We start from the raw sequence: 20882 nt of genomic DNA on the forward strand, positions 1-20882 counted from the left end.
ACAATTGAACCCCGCAACTCAAACAACCATACTCATATCTCACAAATTGATCCATAACTAAAATAATTAAACAAACATTTGTTTAATTTTACATAAATGATTTCTTCATTTATAAATTTCTTAGCGTATAAATTCATCAAAATGATATGGTGATCCCAATTAGGATGACGTTCTTTTTAAAGTACTGTTATATCTGAGTTTAGGTGATTAGTTATAACTGTCTAGAAGTTTTTTTATGAGAACATAGTGTGTTAATATTTCGACATTTTTATATATTTTATGTTTTTTTTAAAATAAATGTATTAAAATCTGTTTTTTCTCATACATTCATTTGATTATTCTTCTTTTTAATTGAATTGAAATGTATCTATTTTCTTATATAAATGAGTATATTTATGTTAAATTGTGTAAATATGTGTAAATAGATAATATGAATATGTAAGTAATATTTATTACTTACATATTCATATTTTAAGTATCTAGAAATATAGCGGAGGGATATTATGAAAAGGTGACAGAAACGAAAAATACAAAATTTAGTGATGGTAACCGCCACATTATCTATGTTTACTATTGGAATAACGCCCTCATTAGAAATCTTTGCGGAAGAACAAGCGCAGCAACAAAAAGTATCCGTGTTAAAAAATGATACAATCCAAAAAATAGCGGCACTAGGGTATCCAAATTTAATGGCTGAAATTTGGAAAAGTACAGATTCTAATCCGATTAAACCAGATACACCGAATTCTTCGAATATTTTAGAAGGAAGCCAGTTTGCATGGTCGCTGAAAGGGATTGGAGATTTTGAATTTGCGAAAGTAAATTTAAATAAATCAACAGAAGAAATGCAAATTGATTTAAAAGCAGGTGTACCACATAACTACTTTGATAGTACATATGCAAGTATTAAAGTGCAAAATACATCAGGTAAAGTGGTATATAACAAAGAAATTTATGGAAATAAGCAACATAATGCTGAGCAAGCAAAAATTCCGGTAAAAGTAGGCGATTTTATTGAGTTCACACATTTTGAAGGTGCGAATAGAGCCACTATTACAAATATGAAAAAAAAACATTCATGAAAGTTTTGGGAATAAAGTGGTGTATGAGATTACAAAAGAGGGATTGAAGAAAGTAAATCAAATTGTTAATCCGAAACTAGATACAGAAGCTCCCACACAGCCACAAGGACTATATGCAAGCAACGTTACTTCTAACAGTGTAGAGCTAAAATGGAATCCTCCTACAGATAATGTAGGTATAAAAGAATATCAGGTATTACATGATGGACAATGGATTCAAACGGTACAAGGAACAACATTTACTGATCAGAACTTAACAGCTAGTAAGGAATATAAATATACAGTGAAGGCTGTAGATGCAGCTGGAAATACATCAATTCAAAGTAACATTCTTCCGGTAAAAACAAAAGATCAAAATGTATCTTATAAAAAATGGGATCCGAAGAAGGCATATACAAAGGGAGATAAAGTAGAACATCAAGGGAAAGTGTATGAAGCTGTTCAAAATCATCAAGGAAATGGTGACCCAAATTGGATATTTGCTTTATCGTTATGGAGCCCGCTTATTTTGAATTTTTAAGTTGATGGCATGGGAATTATTTTATATAAATGAGAATCATGCAACAGTCAAAAGTCAAAAACAAAAAAGGAGAAATTATTTTGAAAAGGATTTCATCTTTATTATTAACTATGCCTATTATTTTAGGAAGTATTGCTACGATTCCGCATACAAAGGTTTCAGCTGAAACAATGTCATTCAATCAAGAAACATTCACTTTAGAAACATTGAATCAACAGACAGATCAATCCATTGCAAATGGTAATTTTGAAGCCCATTTGAAAAATCTCACAGCATATTTAAATGGAAATGTTGGGGGTATGACTGAAGAAAACTTGAAAAAGAAGCTTGCAGACCCAGTATTTGCAGCAGCTTTGGCTCAGTGGCAATTCATATCACAAACAGGTGGTGCAACAATGGATGCATTTGCCAAAAAAGATGCTGACCATCAGAAATTTCTTAGCTGGGCTATGAAAAATACAAGCGTGATGAATACCTATCTTGAAGGTGGTAGTCCAACGGGAAAAAATCCTGTAAATGCACTTGAGATATGGAATACAATCTGGAATGCGGATGCAGATTCTCACGAAGGGTTGTATTTGAAATTAGCGGTAGCTACATCGTTAGCTCATGCTGAACCTATAAAATATTGGACAAACAATCAACCTATTAATCCATTAACAAGGTACCAACATTATAAATCAGCAGATCAAAATAATGAGTTACTTCCTTGCTTTAGAACATATGATGTTTGGCATTTAAGATTAGTAGTGAATACTTGGTCACCAGAAGAAGATTTAACTTGGGCAAGAAATATGATTAATACGGAACATCCAGAACTTAAAAACCAAGATAAGGTAGGGGAAAGTGCATATTTGATTGATTATGTAACCCATAACAAAGATGGAGTTAGTATTCAAGCTGGAAATGATGCATTCTACGGTTTAGGTTGGAATCTTTCTTCCATTTATAGATTTGGCGGGGTATGCGGTAATATTTCGAAGTTTGGTACGCAAGTAAGCCAAGCATTTGGAGTGGCAGCTATGCCTGTTGGACAACCTGGACATTGTGCACTTATATGGAATAACAAGCCATCTTCTTGGAATTTAGGATATGATATATCTGGATGGGGTCAGTCGAGCCGTCATGATGCAACTGTTATTCCTTGGTCAGATAATAGCCCGACAAATCAAGTGCCGTATATGCTACTATTTGAAAATGCTGAACGTGACCCAGTAAAACTAGATCAATCAGAGCGATTACGCTGGTTAGCGAAAGTGATGACTTCAACAGATAATAAAATTGCAATTTATAAAATATCCACCAATATTTTACCAATCAATTTTTTAGTATGGAATGATTACGTTTCCCTTATGTTACAAAATCCAAATGTAACAGATGCTGAGTGGAAAGAATTAAATAACAGTATCATTTCCGTCTTTGCGAATGAACCGCGACCGATGATGGATCTTATTACTCAAATAAAAGACCATGTACCAATTAGAGATGGTATCTTAGAAGGAGACCAATTTGCATGGTCACTGAAAGGGATTGGCGATTTTGAATTTGCGAAAGTAAATTTAAATAAATCAACAGAAGAAATGCAAATTGATCTAAAAGCAGGTGTACCACATAACTACTTTGATAGTACATATGCAAGTATTAAAGTGCAAAACACATCAGGTAAAGTGGTATATAACAAAGAGGTTTATGGGAATAAACAGCAAAATGCTGAAACACAAAAAGTTCCAGTAAAGATCGGCGATTTTATTGAACTTACACATCTAGAAGGCAGAGAGAGGGCAACATTAATAAATTTAGAGAATAATAAACGTGAAAACTTTGATAAAAAAGCAATTTATGAAGTTACAAAGGATGGATTGAAGAAAGTAAATCAAATTGTTAATCCGAAACCAGATACGGAAGCTCCCACACAGCCACAAGGATTATATGCAAGCAACCTTACTTCTAACAGTATAGAGCTAAAATGGAATCCTTCTACAGATAATGTAGGTGTAAAAGAATATCAGGTATTACGTGATGGACAATTGATTCAAACGATACAAGGAACGACGTTTACTGATCAAAACTTAACAGTTAATAAGGAATATAAATATGCAGTGAAGGCCGTAGATGCAGCTGGAAATACATCAATTCAAAGTAACATTCTTCCGGTAAAAACAAAAGATCAAAATACATCTTATGAGAAATGGGATCCAAAGAAGGCGTATACAAAGGGAGATAAAGTAGAACATCAAGGGAAAGTGTATGAAGCTATTCAAAATCATCAAGGAAATGGTGACCCAAATTGGATATTCGCTTTGGCATTATGGAATCCACTGACATAGGGGGCTGATGGCATTCCCCAAAACTTAAGAATGGAGACAATATAAATTGATGGACATGTATGGCAACCCAACTTAGCGTATTTAATGAATCGATGGTTTTTTTAAAATGTATTATTGTAACAATTACACCATCTAAAATTAAAATACAAGTTTATGCCATAATTCACGAATAAACAAATTTCAGATGCCTAAGAAATTACATTTTCTCAATACCTATTTTTTCTATTAGTTAAATATTTTAGTTAGGTTACGGTAGTAATCTAACTAAAATATATTAAGCAAAGGGGACTGTAATATGGAAACAAAAGCACAACAATTAGTAGCAACTGTATTATCTCAACCCAAGCCTTTAGATGGACAAAAAAAACCGCTCAAGGGGGAACTTTAGTACGGAGAGCTTTCCTTCAGGTACAAAATATTTAAAGTGGGAAATTGAGGGTGGAGGAGATCCAGATTTTATTAGTTTTAATGTTATGAAAGATGTATCTGCTGGTACAGATCACATTGTTTTTCACGATGTATTAAGCGGTAATAGAACAAGTGTAATATCCGCGAGATCATTGTATATTGCGAATCCTAAAAATGCATCTGAACCATTTAAGGCAAGTGTATACGCCATTTTTTTATGCAAAAAGGAAGAGGCTCTTTATCAATCTCTTTCCTTTTTATTTATCGCGAGGGGGTTATTTTCAACTGAAAATAACTGATAGACATAAAATATGGCCTTTGACCCATTTTTGCATGTATCTTGTTTCTAGCGGGCATACCAATCTCTTCAAGGCCTGACACGATTAAAAAAAGAAAATTGTACGGTAAGATAGAAAGCCTTATGTCAATAGGATTAACTTTATTAGTACTTTACTTTAAATAAGAATTGTAAATGTAGCAAAATATTTTTCGGTGTAAATCCGCATTTTCGGAGGATGGGCAAAAGCACCCTATTAATAATCATTGAAAGAAGGGCTGAAAAATGGAAGACAAATTACAAATTGTTGAGAGCCTGTTACAATAGAATGAAGTCAAAAGTCTAAATACCCTTAGGTAGCTCTCATAGGTGTAAGATCTAGGGGGGCTTTTTTAATAAGGGAAACACAAAATTTCACGTATCGTAATGTTTAATAAAAAATAAAATACTTAAACAATAGTCTACATTTAATTTTTTGCCTAAATAATCCGCTTAATGGATACTGCATTGTTTGGGATGTTGCAGAATCCTTATAATAAGGATTCTTTTTTATTATATATAAGCAAAAGAGAACTCTTAAATAAAAATTAGAATAATAGAAGGCCTTCGAAATAGTGCTTTATCTATTTCTGAATATAACACTGATTTGAATTGTATTTCTCAATAAAAAAGAAATGCAAATGGGATAAAATAAACTTTATGATATATATTTAGGGGTCACCACGCTATTTTGAGGATTTTTACGTTTAGACACAGGTTGACCTTTACGATGTATGTTATTTATATAACTAGGAGGGGGAACATGAAATTAATATCAAAAATAGTAATGACTGCGTTAATAGTATTGAGTACATTTGCATTCAACTTAGGTGGAGAATTTGATAAGAGTTTTCTTTCTACCCCAAAAGCATATGGGGATGTAATCAAGGCACTTCCACAAAATGCGTCAAAGATAGAGTTAGATTATGCTCCTGTGTATGACTACGACACAGACGGGTGTTATGCGACTGCAGCAATTTCTCCAGATGGCACGACTAACCCTGGCCTAAGTTTGGGCGGTTCCCCGGAAAGTGTCTGTAGAGATGTTAACCGACTGGAAAATTCAAACACTTATTCTCGGGCCAAATCAAATAATGGTTGGACTGCCATTATGTATGCGAGTTACTTTGAGAAAGATCAATCAACTTCGGGCCCTGGTGCGCTTGGACATCGACATGACTGGGAACACACAATAGTTTGGGTTAAAGATAGTCAGGTTCAATATGTAACTTATTCAGCACATGGTAATTGGTACACTAACCCTCGCTCAAACGTTAGATTCGATGGAAACCACCCGAAAATTGTATACCATAAGGACGGCGGCTCGACACATGCTTTTCGCCTGGCTAATAGCAATGACGAGCCGCCAGAAAACTATTATCACCAGTGGCTCCAACTACCAATGGTTGGTTGGAATGGCTATCCAAGCCCAAATATTCGTGAAAAACTAATGACTACGAACTTTGGAGATGCAACACTTGAGATCAAAGATGGAAGATTTGAAAAAGCCCTTGCTAACGCAAAGCCACCCATTAACTTTGACCCTTATGCACCGGAACTGGAAGATGGTGGTACTTATCAATTAGTTTCTATTTTAAATAATAGTAGTGTCGTTGACTTAAATCAAGCAGATGGAAATGTTCAATTGTGGCAAAATGGCAACGCTAATAATCAAAAATGGAAGCTAGTATATGATTCAAATAAATCAGCATACCAAATTAAAAATATAGCAAATCAAAATTTAGTATTAGCTTGGAATGATCTTAATGGTTCTAATAATGTAGTTGCTACATCTAATCAAAATAAGGAAGAGCAATATTGGATACCAACAGAAGCAGGAAATGGATATTATTATGTAAGGAATAAGAAGGATCAAAACAAAGTGTTAGATGTAAGTGGTTATGGTACTGCAAATGGAACAAATGTTACAGTATATAATTTCCATGGTGGTAATAATCAAACATTCCAATTGTCTAATGTAACAGGGACTTTAACAAGAGAAGTGGAGTCACTCTATAAGGCACAGCCTGGTCAAAGCAGTAGATCAAGTAATAATTTTTCACTTGAACATCTCGCGGCAGGTACCAAAGTACGAGTTGTTTTAGAAGGAGCAGGTGCTACCTCTTTGTCATTTAAAATCTCAAGAGATAAATCAGGTACAGACCCTATAATTTGGTCAAATGTTAGAGATGGTTCTATTCTAACGATCCCTTCAGGAGATGATAGAAAGAATTTGTATATCTCAGGTCCTCCTAGTGGATATACTTCTAACGGTACATTTAAAGTAAAATTCTACGCTCTTTCAAACTAAAAAATATTATAACGTTTCTATTCCTTTTATATTAATCTAATTAGAAAATGAGTATGCATACTTCAAAATTTTTTTTCGGCTTGCTCGATTGGATTAACTATATTAATAGGAAATATAGTGTTCTGTTGCAAAGTTTTGTTAAGAGATAAAAAGGTGGGGTTAAGTACAGCTGAAAAACCGAAGTCTGAGCCATGACTTCGGTTTTTTTTATATAGGCCTAGTGATGGGGTAGCTGTTCTGGCCCGTAGCATCATTTCATAATAATGGATTTTTGTATTTTTAATTGCTAATTGTCCATCTAGTGCTGTTGCAAAGTTTTTTAAATGAAGGGGTAGCACCACATCGCCATCAAGCTAACAAAAACGAAATACCCCCGAACCGAAAAAATGGGAGTATCTCTGTTTTATATATCCAACTCAATTTCTTCGCGCTATTACAGGAATAATCGTCATAAATATTTGTTGAATGTGGGAGAAAAGTTCATGTAGAATTAAATAAAGGAGAAAGTAAACATGCTCTTGCTCAAGCTGTATTTTTCAATCGATTTGGAGAAATTCGTGTTTGTTCTTATGAGGACCAATTACATAGAGCGAGCAGTTTGCAACATCTGTGTTATTCATTTTATATAATTTCATTTATAGTATCGATGGAATTACATTTCATTAACATTACATTTTTTTATATTAGGCGATACCTCTACATGTAAGTTACCAGAAATTGCGATAGTATAAGTAAGGTGTTTTTGCCCATCCCCTCGAGATGGGGGAATAAGCAAATTAATATCGCATATTCCTAACGTTTGAAAATCAATATATTTATGTTATATAAGCGATATTGTTCATAAAAGTGTATATTTGATGTCATTTAAACCATTTATCCTTCATTGTAACAATCCGATCAGCATTTGTTGTTTTTTATGTGTATCCTTCCCATATTTAAGTAGATGGTTTCAAGCGAAAAAAATACCCCATTATATACCACAGAACTCATTACCGAATGAATGGATTCTTACGAAAATGTAAGGTTAATGTTATATAAATCAATTACAGTTCCCCTCCCCAAAGCGCAAAATAGATAATGGTAAAACAAGCGTAGGAGGATATATATGACGAAACCAGTTGTAGACGTGAAAAACGTTCAAAAAGTGTACGGTAAAAAAGGTGAGAACCAATCACACGCGTTAAAACGTGTATCATTCTCAATTCAAGAGGGTGAGTTTGTCGGAATTATGGGACCATCTGGTTCTGGTAAAACGACATTATTAAACGTAATTTCAACGTTAGATAAAGCAACGGGCGGCGTTGTTGAAATTGCAGGAACAGATATTACGAAAATGAAACAAGGTGAACTTTCTGATTTCCGTTCACAAAAGTTAGGATTCATTTTCCAAGACTTTAACTTATTGGAGAACTTATCTATTTACGAAAACATCGCTCTTCCACTTTCCCTTCAAGGTGTTTCATCACGAAATATTGGACAGAAAGTAGAAAAAGTAGCTGATATGTTAGGCATTTCAGCAATACTTCAAAAGTATCCATCTGAAGTATCTGGTGGACAGAAGCAACGTTCAGCAGCAGCGCGCGCGTTAGTGAACCAGCAATTATTTTAGGGGACGAGCCAACAGGAGCGCTTGATTCTAAAAATGCAACAAGTTTACTAGATGCGATGACAAACTTAAATAAAGAACAAGGTGTATCGATTATGATGGTTACGCATGATCCGTACAGTGCAAGTTACTGTCAGCGTATTTTATTCATTCAAGATGGTGAGCTATATAAAGAAATTCACCGTGGTGGTTCACGTGAAGAGTTCTATAAAGAAATTTTAGACGTGCTTGTAGACTTAGGAACACAAAAAGCGTAAGAAAGAAGGCTCATGTATGTTATTTAAACTTTCCATGTCAGGACTAAAAAGTAAGTTGCAAGACTATATTGTCTTACTTGTTGGTCTTATCGTATCTATTTCTACTTTTTATATGTTTCAAACGTTATCACTAAATAAAGCGTTCCTTGAATCCAATCCACATGCTAATACGGTTGCAATTGCATTCCAAATCGGTTCTTTTTTATTAGCGATTGTAACGTTTTTCTATATTTTATATGCAAATTCTTTCTTATTATCTCTTCGCCAAAAAGAATTTGGTATGTACATGATGTTAGGGGCAAAAAAGCATAAAGTTACCTTACTTATGTTTATTGAAACAATCGTAATAGGTGCCGCATCTCTTGCAATCGGAATCGCAGTTGGTGTAGGGCTTGCAGAAGGTATTGGTCAGTTATTAATGAAGCAGTTGGAATTCTCTGGTGAAGATTATAAAGCATTTTATATTCCATCTATGACTATTACTTGCCTCTTTTTCTTTGCACTATTTATAGTATCAGCAATCATGAATAGTATGAAATTATCTCGTATTTCTGTATTACAACTTGTACATGCAGATGCAAAAACAGAGCGTATCGCTGTAAAAGGAAAAATGACAGATGTAGTTGCATTCCTTGGTCTGATTTTGCTAGGTATTGGGTATGCATCACTGATCCATATAGCACATTTACAGGAAAAAGAGCTATTAACCGTACCTAAATTCATGGGTATTGGATTAATCACAGCAACAGTCGGTACTTACATGTTATTTGGATCACTTCTCCCAGTTATGCTTAACAAGATAAAGAGTAATAAAAAACGTCTTGAAAAAGGGCTGAATGCTTTTACTTTTGCACAATTGAATTTCCGAATTAATAGCCTAACACGGGTGCTTGCAACGGTAGCAATCCTAGTGGCTCTTGGCGCTGGTGGAATTGCGTGTGGTATGGCATTTAAAAATAACGTTCTAAAGACGACTGATAAAGAAAAAGTTTACGATTCAGTCGTTCATAATCCAACAGCGGAAGAAAAGAAAATTTTGAGTGGCATCTTATTTCAAGAGAAGTTTGAATATCGCTACAAAGTAGATGATCAGTATGTATATTATATAAAAGAAGATGTAGAGAAAAATCGTCCTTTAGCACAAGATAGTGAAAATAGGAAGATGATGAAAGTTTCAGAGGAATTTCCTAAGGATGCATTTACATTGCCAAAACAACTGTATAAACTGTATAACGATAATACGAAAACAAAACAATGGAAAGAAGCTTTCTTCACAATCCAGCCAACTTATATGTATCCTGATCATAAAATAAAAATTATAGACCCAAGCATATATGATAGTATGAAGGATAAAGAAAATACTGTGTTTATTGGGAAAACAGATGATTTTGGAGCACATTTAAAAGAATGGAAAAAACTTGATGAATTACAGGTAGCGAAATATAAAAATGTGAAAGCGGAAGAATTAGGTAGTACGTATCAAATGTATAATCTGAGTCATGGTATGGCCAGTGGATTCATGTTTATGGGCTTCTTCGTTGGAATTGCGTTCCTAGCAATGATGGCAAGTTGCCTAATGTTTAAAATTCTATCTGGTGCATCGAAAGACAGCACACGTTATCAAATGCTTCGTAAAATCGGTGTCCGCCAGGGGTTATTAACACAATCGATTTATAAAGAGTTATTCTTCATATTCTTAGTACCGGCAATTGTGGGTATTGCTCATATATTAGTTGGTATGAACATGTTCAATCCACTTTTGATTGATCCGTATTTCCGAATTTGGTTGCCACTTGTCATTTTCGTAGTGATTTACTTAATTTACTACTTGATTACAGTTCAATTGTATAAAAGAATTGTACTTCCGAAAGAAAAATAGTTTTACAAAACATACAAAATGTTAAACTGGGGTACAGAAACGATTCAAAGAATAACCCGCCACATCTGAAAATTTCCAATTTGGGCGGGTATTTTTTATTATGTTTTGTCTTGTAGTATTCTATATAAAGCAGATCTTGAAACATTGGTAATTTCACAAATATGGTCAAAAAAGGACAAACTCTCCAAGGGGAGAAGTCTGTCCAAAGGCAGATATATCTTATCAATGAACTTTTTGGTTTAACAGCATAACGTTCAATACCGCTAGGAATCTTTTACCCTTCTTTCATATCCCACTATTTTTGCAACAGAACCTAAAAAAACGACACCCTTTCTCATTTATATTATTAAGAAAGAATAACGCCTTTTTTAAAAATTCTTAAGTTGATGGGCATGCGGCTGTACCCCAACATTCGTTAGAATAGAAAAGAGGCATCTTTCCGAAGCAGGAGAGATGCCCGATTTTACAACAATTGAAATTCAAGATGAAATTTTTTTCTACCAGAATCTTATAATTTAATTTAGTCTCTGTAATTTAAATTTTTGATTATTACTAGCTGTAAATGGATATACTATAACATTTGTTCCATCTTTAGTACCAGAACCAGTTACATCTAAATACCTAGAGTTTTTCTTATTTTTTAAATAAAAATATCCATTTCCTGTATCTTCAACTATCCAATAATGCTCTTCATAGTATTGGTTAGGTGTAGCAAAAACATTGCTAGAACCTTGATAGTCATTCCAAGCTAATATTAAATTTCCATTTGTTACACTTTTAATTTGATAGGCCTTTTTATTTGAATCATATACTAACTTCCATTTTTGATGATTACCGCCGTTATTGCTCCATAAGGTAACATTATTCGTTGATCGATCCATATCTATAACGCTACTATTATTTAACGCAGAAAATAGTTGATAGGTACCATTCAAATTAGCTCCAGGAATGTTTTCTCCTACTTCTTTATATATGACATAATCCATTCCATTGACCGTTGCTATTACTGCATATTGGTCTTTTAAGTTTAATGGAAGCTGGTCAATCCACATGCTTGCATTTGGTCCTCCGCTCCACATATTATGAGTAGTCCGTTTTGTTAAATTCATAACTTTATAGGACGCATTTGGTGCATTTGCTCCCGTTTTTATTTCAAATGTATAGGCATTGTGTATCGGTTTGTAGAAATATTGAACACTTGACGGACGAAGTCGATCCATAAGATCCTGCTCTTCTTTCTCCGCAATTTTCACCGATTCATATAATTTATCAGCATAATTCTTAAGATCTTGCCAGCTATCTTTTGCTGTATTAAGATCTGCTTTTATAAAAGCAAATTCTTCTGGGGTAATGAATGTGATATTTTTTACTAAATTATTATATTTTGCTGCTACAGTATCCCAACTATTAGACATTTTCTGTATAGAAGTAATAGCTGTGTCAATTGTTTCCGCCATATTCGTAGTCTTATTTTTTGCATCAGTTATAATAGCTATTTCTGCTTGTGCCCCAGAAATTTGTGCTTTTAAAATTTCTATTTCTCGCTCAGCAGATGCAATATTACTTTTTGCTGTTGCGATCAGCGGTCCACCAATGATACACGTTATTAACGTCGCGCAAAGTACTGAACCTGCAATAATTTGATCATTGCTTTTTTTGATAGACTCATTATACCCATTAATTCGCTGTTCTAAATACGGAATACCTGCAGTTGTACTAGCTAAAATAGTCGTTAATTGATTTGTATCTTGTTTAAAGTTTTGCGTATCTGCTGTCATTTTATTTCGGAATGTTTTCAGCTGTTCCAATAGCTCGTTAACTTCACTTTTATTAGTCAATATACTTTGATACAATTTTTCGAGCTCAGTTTTCAATTTTTCAGTATCTTTTTGATCTATTGCATCTAGTAAAATACTATAGTGTGTTTGAAATGTATCATTATAATTTACAATGTTTTGATTCGTATTCATAATACGTGGTTTAAGATTATCTAACCAATAGGTCGCGTTTTTTTTTGCATCGTCCTGGTGCTTCAACATGTTTGCTCGTAAATAACTATTAAGAGAACTTATACCACTAAGGTCTGTCTCTTGTTGATTGCGTATTGTTTTGGCATATGAATCCATAACAAGTACATTAGACATTGCTGGTGCTAGTACATCTTGAAAGCCCTCAGGACCAAGTGAATAATTATGAATGGTTTCTTGCGATATAGTTGTATGGACTTTTTGTTCTGCCGCGAAAGTATGAAGTGGTACTATATTACTTGTTACCATTCCAGCAATCATCATTGATAATAGGAATTTCTTGTACAATTTCTTATTCATATTATCCCACCTACGCTTTTTAAGAATTCGTATCTTTTAGTGAGCAGTGAGGAAGTTCCCTGCTCAAGTTTGAACAGGGAACCCTTATCACATAAAATCAATTGATTATTTTGTATCTACTAATTTAATATCGGTTTCATAAAGATTTGCAGCAGTATCTCTAACTTCTTTCCAACTATCTTTAGCCACATCGAGATCCTCTTTTATGAAAAATAGATCGTTAGGGTCCATAACTGCAATATTTTTAAGTAAAGATTTATATTTTGATCCAACTACATCCCATTTGGTTGAAAGATTTTGTAGTGCAGTAATTGCTATATCAATAGTCTCTGTTAAGGATTCAGTTTGCTCTTTTAGATTGGTTAAACCAGCTACTTCTAATTGAGCCTGGGTTATTTGTCCTGTTATATTCTTAATCTCTTCCTGAGCCTTATCCATCTCTTGCTTTGCTATAACAATTCCCGCTATACCACCTGCTGTTGCTCCTAAACCACCTACAATGAACACCACTCCTAGTTTAGCTCCTAAACCAGTACCAATTAGAACTGCTCCGCCTATAATAGCAAGTGGGCCTAAAGCCGTTGCAACTGCTGAGGCAATAAGCAGTTTATTATATTCAGCAATTGTAGCATGATACGTTGTGAGTTGATTTTGCAACAGCGGAATTCCAGCATCTTGACTTGCTAAAATAGACGTTATTTGAGTTGCATCTTGTTTAAAGTTTTGCGTATCTGTTGCCATTTTCTTTCGGAATTCTCGCAGTTCTCCTAATAATTCGTCCACTTCCGCCTTATTTGCTACAACATCATTATTTAGCCTTGTAAGTCCATTTGATAATGTTTCCTTGTCCTTATTGTTTACAGCTGTTATTAACGTATCATAGTAATTTTGAAATTTAGTATTATAATTAATAATATTTTGATTCGTTGAAATCATTTGCGGTTTAAGTTTATCTAACCATTGCCCTGCATTTATTCTGGCAATATTTTGATCATTAATTATTTTCGTTCGTAAAGATGTATCAATTGAATTGAGCCCATTGAAATCAGCATTTGCTTGTTTAATGATTGTTAAAGCATAAAGGTCCATTACTAAAGCATTTGACCCTGTATTTGTTATTGCCTCTTTAAGACCCTCTGGTCCTAATGAATAATCCGGGTAATCGCCCGTTGTACCTGTTTTAGCGTGAATAGGAGTTGATTTTGCCGTGCTTTCCGCTGCAGAAGCATATGTTGGCATGATACTACCTGCTGCCATTACCGTTATTAATGCGGATAAAGCCATTACTTTATAAGGCTTTTTTGTCATTTTTGTCTTCTCCTTTAACTTTCAGTATAATCATATTTCACTCTTTGCTTAAACTTAATTTATTGTTACATTTGAAATGAAATTTTCAAACTTTTTTGTTTGCAAATACAGTTCATCACTGAATTCTTTGAGCTGAATTAATTGATTTTGCAATCCAACACTATCCATGTGTGCCCCTGCACTCAGATTGAGTTGGATTTGGATCATTGTATCATTTAGCGCTTTCCAATCATTCATCAAATATTCAAAAGTAGTAATTTGCCTCTTAATCATCTCAGTAAACCCATTCATTTGATCCTCAATAAAAGTCATTTCAGTCACTTGAATTTGCGTTTCTGCTAACTGCTGAATTAGTGGTAGTAATTCCTTTTGTTTCTGCTCAATAATCCTAGCAGAAGCAGCTGTTTGGCTGTCGAAAAGATCTAAAATTCCACCACCAAGAGATGAAATAGAGATAAAATCTATAGTTTGAGTCTGAGCTGCTCCGCCCGCAATCGTAAAGACTTGCTTCCCAATATTTATAACGCCGTTACGAACTTCATTTGGTCTATTTAAAATTTTTGCGAGTTCTACCAGTATCTCTTCTTGAAGTCTTTTTATATCAGCTCTTAGCTGTGTAACAGTTCCATCTGACCCCTCTAAGGATTGAATTGCTATTTTTGCTTTTTCAGAAAACCCTTTGTTATCTTGAAGCAATAAATCATTAAAACGATTTAGCTGCAATAAGGTTTGGTTCATACTATCTTGGATAGTTTGTACGTCCTGTTGTAGTCTATTAAAAGCATTTACAAAACGCACTTTTGTTTCCGCATCTGTATTTACCGTTCCGGCTAAATCATATAATGTACCATAATAACCATTGAATCTTGTACTAAAACGCTGCATATCTTGATTTAAATCAACTAACTTAGGATTATATTCATCTAACCATTCGCGAACATGATTTTTTACAAATTCTTGGTGATTCGTTAAACTGCTCATACCAGTCCCTTTAATGGTTGGTTGCTGTAAAATAATTAATCCATATGCTTGTGCTAAAGGTGATTGTGAACCTAACGTTCTAATCGAATGTGATAATGTATTCGCATTTTTGACATTTTGTACATATGTTGACTCTGATTTAGACTGCACCTTCTCCGCGTAAACACTTACATAGTTGGAAGGACTTGCTAATATTGCTGTAACCATTAATCCTGTAACTAAAGTTTTTTTCACTTGAACTCCTCCTTTTCTTATTTTTTAAAGAGAGATTCTAGATTAAGTCTGTTACAATTACTATTTTTATAAAGGGAATAGCAATAGATATTGACTAGATTCTTTCTTATTCTCCTTTTTCGGGGATGGAAAAAGATACCCCCTATTAGAATATATAAACGTCAGAAAATACGCAATTTTATGATTAATCACCCACTATAAGATAATAGTGACTAGTTTTTTTATGTTTTGTTATATATATGCCATTTGAAATATATATTTTTTTTTTGGTAATGTCATATTTATAATAAAAAGATATATATGAATTAAGAAATCCATCGTTAATTGTCATAAATTCTATAATGATTTTGAATGTGCTTATCTTTCCAAAATGTAAAAATAAATACTCTTAAATTATGTTGGGGAATAAAATTTAACCTGTGACCGATTTTTACGCGTATCTAAGCTTGTACCCCATGCCATATTGGGAAAATCGTACACTTGGACACAAATCGGACACATTTTAAGCGTTTTATGTACGTTAAGAGACATCTGTCCAGAAAATCTATGTTTATGGACAGGCGATAAAACTCAATAATATCAACGTTTTGTAGCTATAATCGTGTTCATAAAGTGTGTATATAAATCAGTGTTCAATTAAACTTAGTATTTTATCTTTATGAACATATACTCATCTTAAAAAAACACTGTATTGATAAAGGTTTGTAATCCTTAGCGTACAATTTTCCCGAAATGGTATGGTGAGGTCTAAAAGTAAAATAAAATTGTCAAAAGATGATACCAATTTGATACTACCCAATATTGATATCGAGAATGAAAATAATTTAAGAAACTAAAAAAAAAACAATACGCCAAAATTTTTATCAATTTGTAAATAAACAATAAAAATAAAAGAGAATAAAGCGTATATAATCCTAATGGAAGTGTTGCATTAGAAATGGATAAAACCGTTTCTTCATCATCTTTACCAAATTGTGAAAATTGGGATTGTATCGTTAACAAAATATTATCAGCTGATAATGCATATATTTGAATGCGCGTTTCTTTTCCAGACCAATCAAATATCTTTTTTGAGTAATAGGATCAGTATGTTGAAGTTTTAGAGATTACTTACACATCTATTAAAATTTTTGCACCAGAACCATACAATGTAATTGAAGCAATCCAGGAAACGAAAGATGGGGAATGAAATAGTCAATATTCAGTAAATAGTCTGCTTTTGTATGGAAGAAGAACCTAAATTGGATTCTTCTTTTTTATCGTTTTCCGACAGAAGACTCCTTCCTCAAAAATGTGAAGGTGTGAAACACCAATTTTAGGTGGGAGATGAATGTCGGTTGGCATAAGCCAACATGTTTGCTATCATTTACTTGTACAGATTGCTCTTCGAAAACTGAAGATATGAGGTTGGTTGCAGAAAATCGTTCCAACCGTAAAATCTTCAACGTTCTATCGCCCCATTCTTGCCGAAGTTGCGAAAACCAAGCTAAAGTAGGGAGTGTGGTGCGTCAACGTACAAGATATTTGTGTTCTCACCGTAGGGACTACGGGTAGAGCCTGCTAAGATAACCGGTGGATACATCGGTGTTCGCAGGAATCTCCCACTTCAAAAAGTCCGTAAGGACGTTAAGTGGTGAGTAGTTCAAACAATCGTTAGTAATTGATATAGTTCATTATACGTCGAAAAAAACGAAGTTTGGTTGTTGCAAACTTCGTTTTCGTGTATATAGAGCATGAACGGTTTCAACATCTTTTACATGTCTATAGTCTTGTTCGACGAGATTGTTCAAATGTTTGACTGTACAATGAGTTGTTTATAAAAACCTTGTACTTTTAATTTGTTAAATGTGCAAAGTAGTGCTGGGGCCTTGTCTGTTTTGAGAACCGTTGGCTCTCCAAAAGCCTTCACCAATCTTTTCATAAAGGCATAGGCTGTCTGATGATCTCTAGTTTTTTGAAGTTGAATATCCAATTTACATCCATTATTAAAGATTTTACGATATAAATAACAACATTTTCCTTTCACTTTTATATAAATCGCATCTAATTTCTAGAATGATTGAACCTTTCTATTTTTCTTCTTCCAGATTTGATAGATCAAATTACCATATTCATGGCCCCAACGCATAATCGTTTTTGGGAGAATATGAAATTTTCAGATTATTCGAGGACCTCAGATACACCTCGATAACTAAAAAAACAAAAGTAATAGCCAACGGCTATCACAAAATTATCTTTCTTGAATTGTATTACCTTTCAAATATCCTATCTGTGATTTTTCTCATTTTCTTTTCTGAAAGTAATCTATTACTCAGGATTTAAGCCTCCTTTGAACTATATGGTCATAAATGAATTACATTTTTCTTTGGCCGATAAATTTTTAATAATCGTAAAAAAAGGAATTAAACCCGTGTCCATTGAGCATTTCTTCCTCGTGAAGCTAGCTTTATAAGACCAAGAGACTGGAAGGAAGCTAATGCTTTACTGATTGTACTTTCGGCAATATCTGGATAAACGTCACGAATATTTTCTTTAGTAAAAGTTTTTTTTTGCCTAATTATATAATTTTTAATTCGCTCAATTTTAGTATCCCTACATATAGAATCTTGAACTATTAGATGTAAATCCTGATATGCTTCTAATATAATTGTTAAGAATATTTTTATCCAAAAACTGATATTATGCCCACGACAGTACCAATTAACTGAAGATTTAAAGATTGAATCATAGTATTTTGATTCATGTTTCTTTATATATTTATCTAAACATACATACTTTATAAATGTATGTTCACTCTTCATTAATAGTAATTGTATCAATATGAATGCGAGTCTTCGATTTCCCTGGTCAAAAGGGAGAATACAATAAAAATTCAATATAAATTGAGCTATTAATATAAGTGAATGAAACTCCTTATTCTTCACTAATGTATTATATTGCTCACATAATTGTTTTACAGATTGGGGGATAAGTTCCCGAGCTACTGGACGATAGCTACTGGAATGCATCCCATATTCAGGAACACCTGGGACAATAAATTGTTTTTTACGCCACATTGCACAGTCAGAAGTAATATAATGTATTAATTGAAAATGTAATTCTTGTATTGTCTCTGAGTCAACGGGTAGATTATGGAACTTTTTTTGCACAAGAGACATTGCTTGATAATAACAATATACGGCATCTTCTTCTATTGTTTTGGGTAACATTTCGTTCAAAATCAGTTCTTTTAACCTTTTATTCGGAACTTTTATATCCATAAAAACAGTATTAAAGTTTTTTATGTAATGAAGGGGGATAGTTTTCTCCAAATTATTGAATATATCAGGGTTTCTGTCTTGATAAGCGGATATTTTTCCTTTGTATTCACTAATTTCACTTATTAAACTTACCAGTTCTCTTTGTAGCTCTATATCTAAGTATTTATCCTCAAAAAAATCTCTCATTTAATACCTCCATTGATTATTAAGTGTTGCTACATAAATTAATCTACTCTAAAAATATTTTACAATAAATTTTTACGATATTACTACTGAGGGTGTTGCAAAACTCATAAATATCCAATCTTTTTATATAGATAGGCTCTCATACAAGAAAAGCATGCGAGCCTATCTATAATCGGGAACTACCTTTCATTATTATAAAGAAAAAATCCATATAAAACCAATAAGTTTTTCTATATTAAAACGCTACATTTTCTATATTTTATAGTAAGATTAGTGATTGAGGGTACAATTTTTCAAGAGAAAAAGGCAAACAATATAAATACTTTCTGAAAGTGATCAATTCAAGTTCAACAAAAAGCATTTGTTATTCTATAGCAAATGCTTTTTGACAAATTAAACACTTTTTTATAACATAAAAAAGGAATTGAGTGGCTAGACTCAATTCCTTTGGTGAAGCTATTTGTCAACGAACACCAGGTAAAAGAATCCTTCGTTAAACGTTGGATTCTTTTACTTTGTCTGTAACATGAATTTTAATACTGGATATGCCATTTTTCTTGTTGAACATCCTCGTTTGAGCGCTAATTGTTGTAAGAGTTTTTGTTGAAATGGTGATATTTCAATTTTTACAAAATGCTGAAAAGCATGAGATTACATTACAGGTAGACCCTCTTTATAGATATAGTCTAAGCCCTCTATTACTAACTCCGATGCGGTTTGATTTAGATTTTCGTTATACAATGCGAACTCTTCCAGTCTTTCGAACAAATGTGGTTCTAATGAAATAAATAACTTTTTATTTTCTTTTCGAAGCTTATGTTTTTGACCTTTCCAGTAATTTTGCTCTTGCATAACTGCATGATTGTCGATAGGTAAGTCTGTGAGGTTATTTCTAACTTTTCCCCCGATCCGCACAGTACGTGCCACTTTCATGGCATACCGCGCTCCATCTATATTGTAGTTTTCTTCTCACCCAATAATGATAAGTTCTAAGTAAACAACGCTAGTTTTTCGTTATTTGTTTCCACTTCAGTTTGTGATTTCATACAGATTTCCTCGTTTTTAACTAGTTTTCGCAATTTGTTGAGTTTGTTTAACTGTTCCTCGTTAAGTTGTAGCTCAAAGAGTAGTTGGTTAATGATTTCAACTTTGGTTGCCTGAATTAGTCTGTAAATACTCGATTTAACAATTGTAAGGTTTTTGCAGCTATCGTCCTTTGTTTCATTCCATAATTGCTTGTGACAACAATGGATGTCCCACAGGATAGAAGTTTCTCCGCAGTTACACTACATCTGCCTTTTTGAGCTACGTATAGGGAGATTCGAGGTACATTTAATTTCTTAAGTTGATAACGATGTGGTGGAATCCCCATTACGCTCTTAACTTAAAAAAGATTTTAATAATATGTCCTTGCCTACGCACCGAGAAACCACTTATTTTTCTCTACATAATCTCCAAATACAGTCCATATCAACTATAGATTCTTGTTTTATGCTAAATGCATGCTCAAACAAAACAAGGAGGTAATGAAAAAAAAACATTATTAGCAGCAACACTTTTAAGTACAGGATTATTTGCGGGTGGTGTAGTAGGTACAGAAGATGTAAAAACGGATGAAAAAATAAAAGTTACTGTTGCAGATAAAGATGGAAATATAACGTATAAAGAAATTGATGGAAGTGAAATTTCAAAAAACGCAGTACCAGCAACTCCTAAAGGTGATGTAAAAGAAGATGCAAGAATGGATAACCTAAAGTCAAATGAAGGTAATTCAATTTCAATGAGTGCAGATGGAACAACTTCTTTCTCACAAGACTTTAATGCACCTAAAGATGCAGTACCAGCAACCTCTAAAGAGGATGTAAAATAAGATAATTAAA

7 protein-coding genes and 10 pseudogenes are annotated in these 20882 nt (G+C 33.4%); 9 read left to right on the forward strand and 8 right to left on the reverse strand.

Going from position 1 to position 20882, the window contains the following annotated elements; translation table 11 throughout:
- Window positions 1-644: 644 nt before the first annotated feature.
- The 8 genes and pseudogenes from ILS93_RS23685 to ILS93_RS28810 form a co-directional block, all read left to right on the forward strand.
- Window positions 645-1602, forward strand: a pseudogene (locus ILS93_RS23685) (putative mucin/carbohydrate-binding domain-containing protein); the annotation flags it as partial.
- An 80-nt stretch (window positions 1603-1682) separates the two neighbouring features.
- The gene (locus tag ILS93_RS23690; protein WP_222661439.1) at window positions 1683-3929 is read left to right on the forward strand and encodes a putative mucin/carbohydrate-binding domain-containing protein; all 2247 of its coding nucleotides are present in this window, start codon (window positions 1683-1685) and stop codon (window positions 3927-3929) included.
- A gap of 295 nt (window positions 3930-4224) precedes the next feature.
- Window positions 4225-4552, forward strand: a pseudogene (locus ILS93_RS23695) (DeoR family transcriptional regulator); the annotation flags it as partial.
- Between the two features lie 864 nt (window positions 4553-5416).
- Window positions 5417-6964, forward strand: a complete 1548-nt coding sequence (locus ILS93_RS23700) for an NPP1 family protein (RefSeq protein ID WP_222661441.1) — start codon at window positions 5417-5419, stop codon at window positions 6962-6964.
- 460 nt (window positions 6965-7424) lie between these two features.
- Window positions 7425-7565 (forward strand): annotated as a pseudogene (locus ILS93_RS29135) (Tn3 family transposase); the annotation flags it as partial.
- Between the two features lie 504 nt (window positions 7566-8069).
- A pseudogene (locus ILS93_RS23710) lies at window positions 8070-8827 on the forward strand (ABC transporter ATP-binding protein).
- Window positions 8828-8843: 16 nt separating this feature from the next.
- Window positions 8844-10706, forward strand: a complete 1863-nt coding sequence (locus tag ILS93_RS23715; RefSeq protein WP_222661443.1) for an FtsX-like permease family protein — start codon at window positions 8844-8846, stop codon at window positions 10704-10706.
- Window positions 10707-10867: 161 nt separating this feature from the next.
- Window positions 10868-10957: pseudogene (locus ILS93_RS28810) on the forward strand (IS6 family transposase); the annotation flags it as partial.
- A gap of 264 nt (window positions 10958-11221) precedes the next feature.
- Here the strand turns inward: ILS93_RS28810 and ILS93_RS28995 are convergent.
- The 8 genes and pseudogenes from ILS93_RS28995 to ILS93_RS29000 form a co-directional block, all read right to left on the reverse strand.
- Complete coding sequence (locus ILS93_RS28995) at window positions 11222-11926, reverse strand: RICIN domain-containing protein (RefSeq protein ID WP_315971461.1); 705 nt, start codon at window positions 11924-11926, stop codon at window positions 11222-11224.
- 30 nt (window positions 11927-11956) lie between these two features.
- Window positions 11957-13033, reverse strand: a pseudogene (gene nheC / locus ILS93_RS28820) (non-hemolytic enterotoxin subunit C); the annotation flags it as partial.
- Window positions 13034-13138: 105 nt separating this feature from the next.
- On the reverse strand, window positions 13139-14341 hold the full coding sequence (nheB, locus tag ILS93_RS23725; protein WP_050845448.1) for a non-hemolytic enterotoxin subunit B: 1203 nt from the start codon (window positions 14339-14341) through the stop codon (window positions 13139-13141).
- A 54-nt stretch (window positions 14342-14395) separates the two neighbouring features.
- Window positions 14396-15556, reverse strand: coding sequence for a non-hemolytic enterotoxin subunit A (nheA, locus tag ILS93_RS23730; RefSeq protein WP_222661449.1), 1161 nt, complete (start codon window positions 15554-15556; stop codon window positions 14396-14398).
- Window positions 15557-17198: 1642 nt separating this feature from the next.
- Window positions 17199-17825 (reverse strand): annotated as a pseudogene (locus ILS93_RS23735) (IS6 family transposase).
- A gap of 133 nt (window positions 17826-17958) precedes the next feature.
- Window positions 17959-19002 carry a Fic family protein gene (locus ILS93_RS23740; protein ID WP_222661451.1) on the reverse strand — a complete coding sequence of 348 codons (1044 nt, stop codon included), beginning with the start codon at window positions 19000-19002 and terminating at the stop codon, window positions 17959-17961.
- A 510-nt stretch (window positions 19003-19512) separates the two neighbouring features.
- Window positions 19513-19854, reverse strand: a pseudogene (locus ILS93_RS28825) (hypothetical protein).
- Between the two features lie 137 nt (window positions 19855-19991).
- A pseudogene (locus tag ILS93_RS29000) lies at window positions 19992-20335 on the reverse strand (group II intron reverse transcriptase/maturase); the annotation flags it as partial.
- A gap of 336 nt (window positions 20336-20671) precedes the next feature.
- Here ILS93_RS29000 and ILS93_RS29140 point away from each other — a divergent pair.
- Window positions 20672-20869, forward strand: a pseudogene (locus ILS93_RS29140) (hypothetical protein); the annotation flags it as partial.
- Window positions 20870-20882: the final 13 nt, after the last annotated feature.

It is taken from the genome of Bacillus sp. 16GRE42, from assembly GCF_019837435.1.
Classification (GTDB): domain Bacteria; phylum Bacillota; class Bacilli; order Bacillales; family Bacillaceae_G; genus Bacillus_A; species Bacillus_A wiedmannii.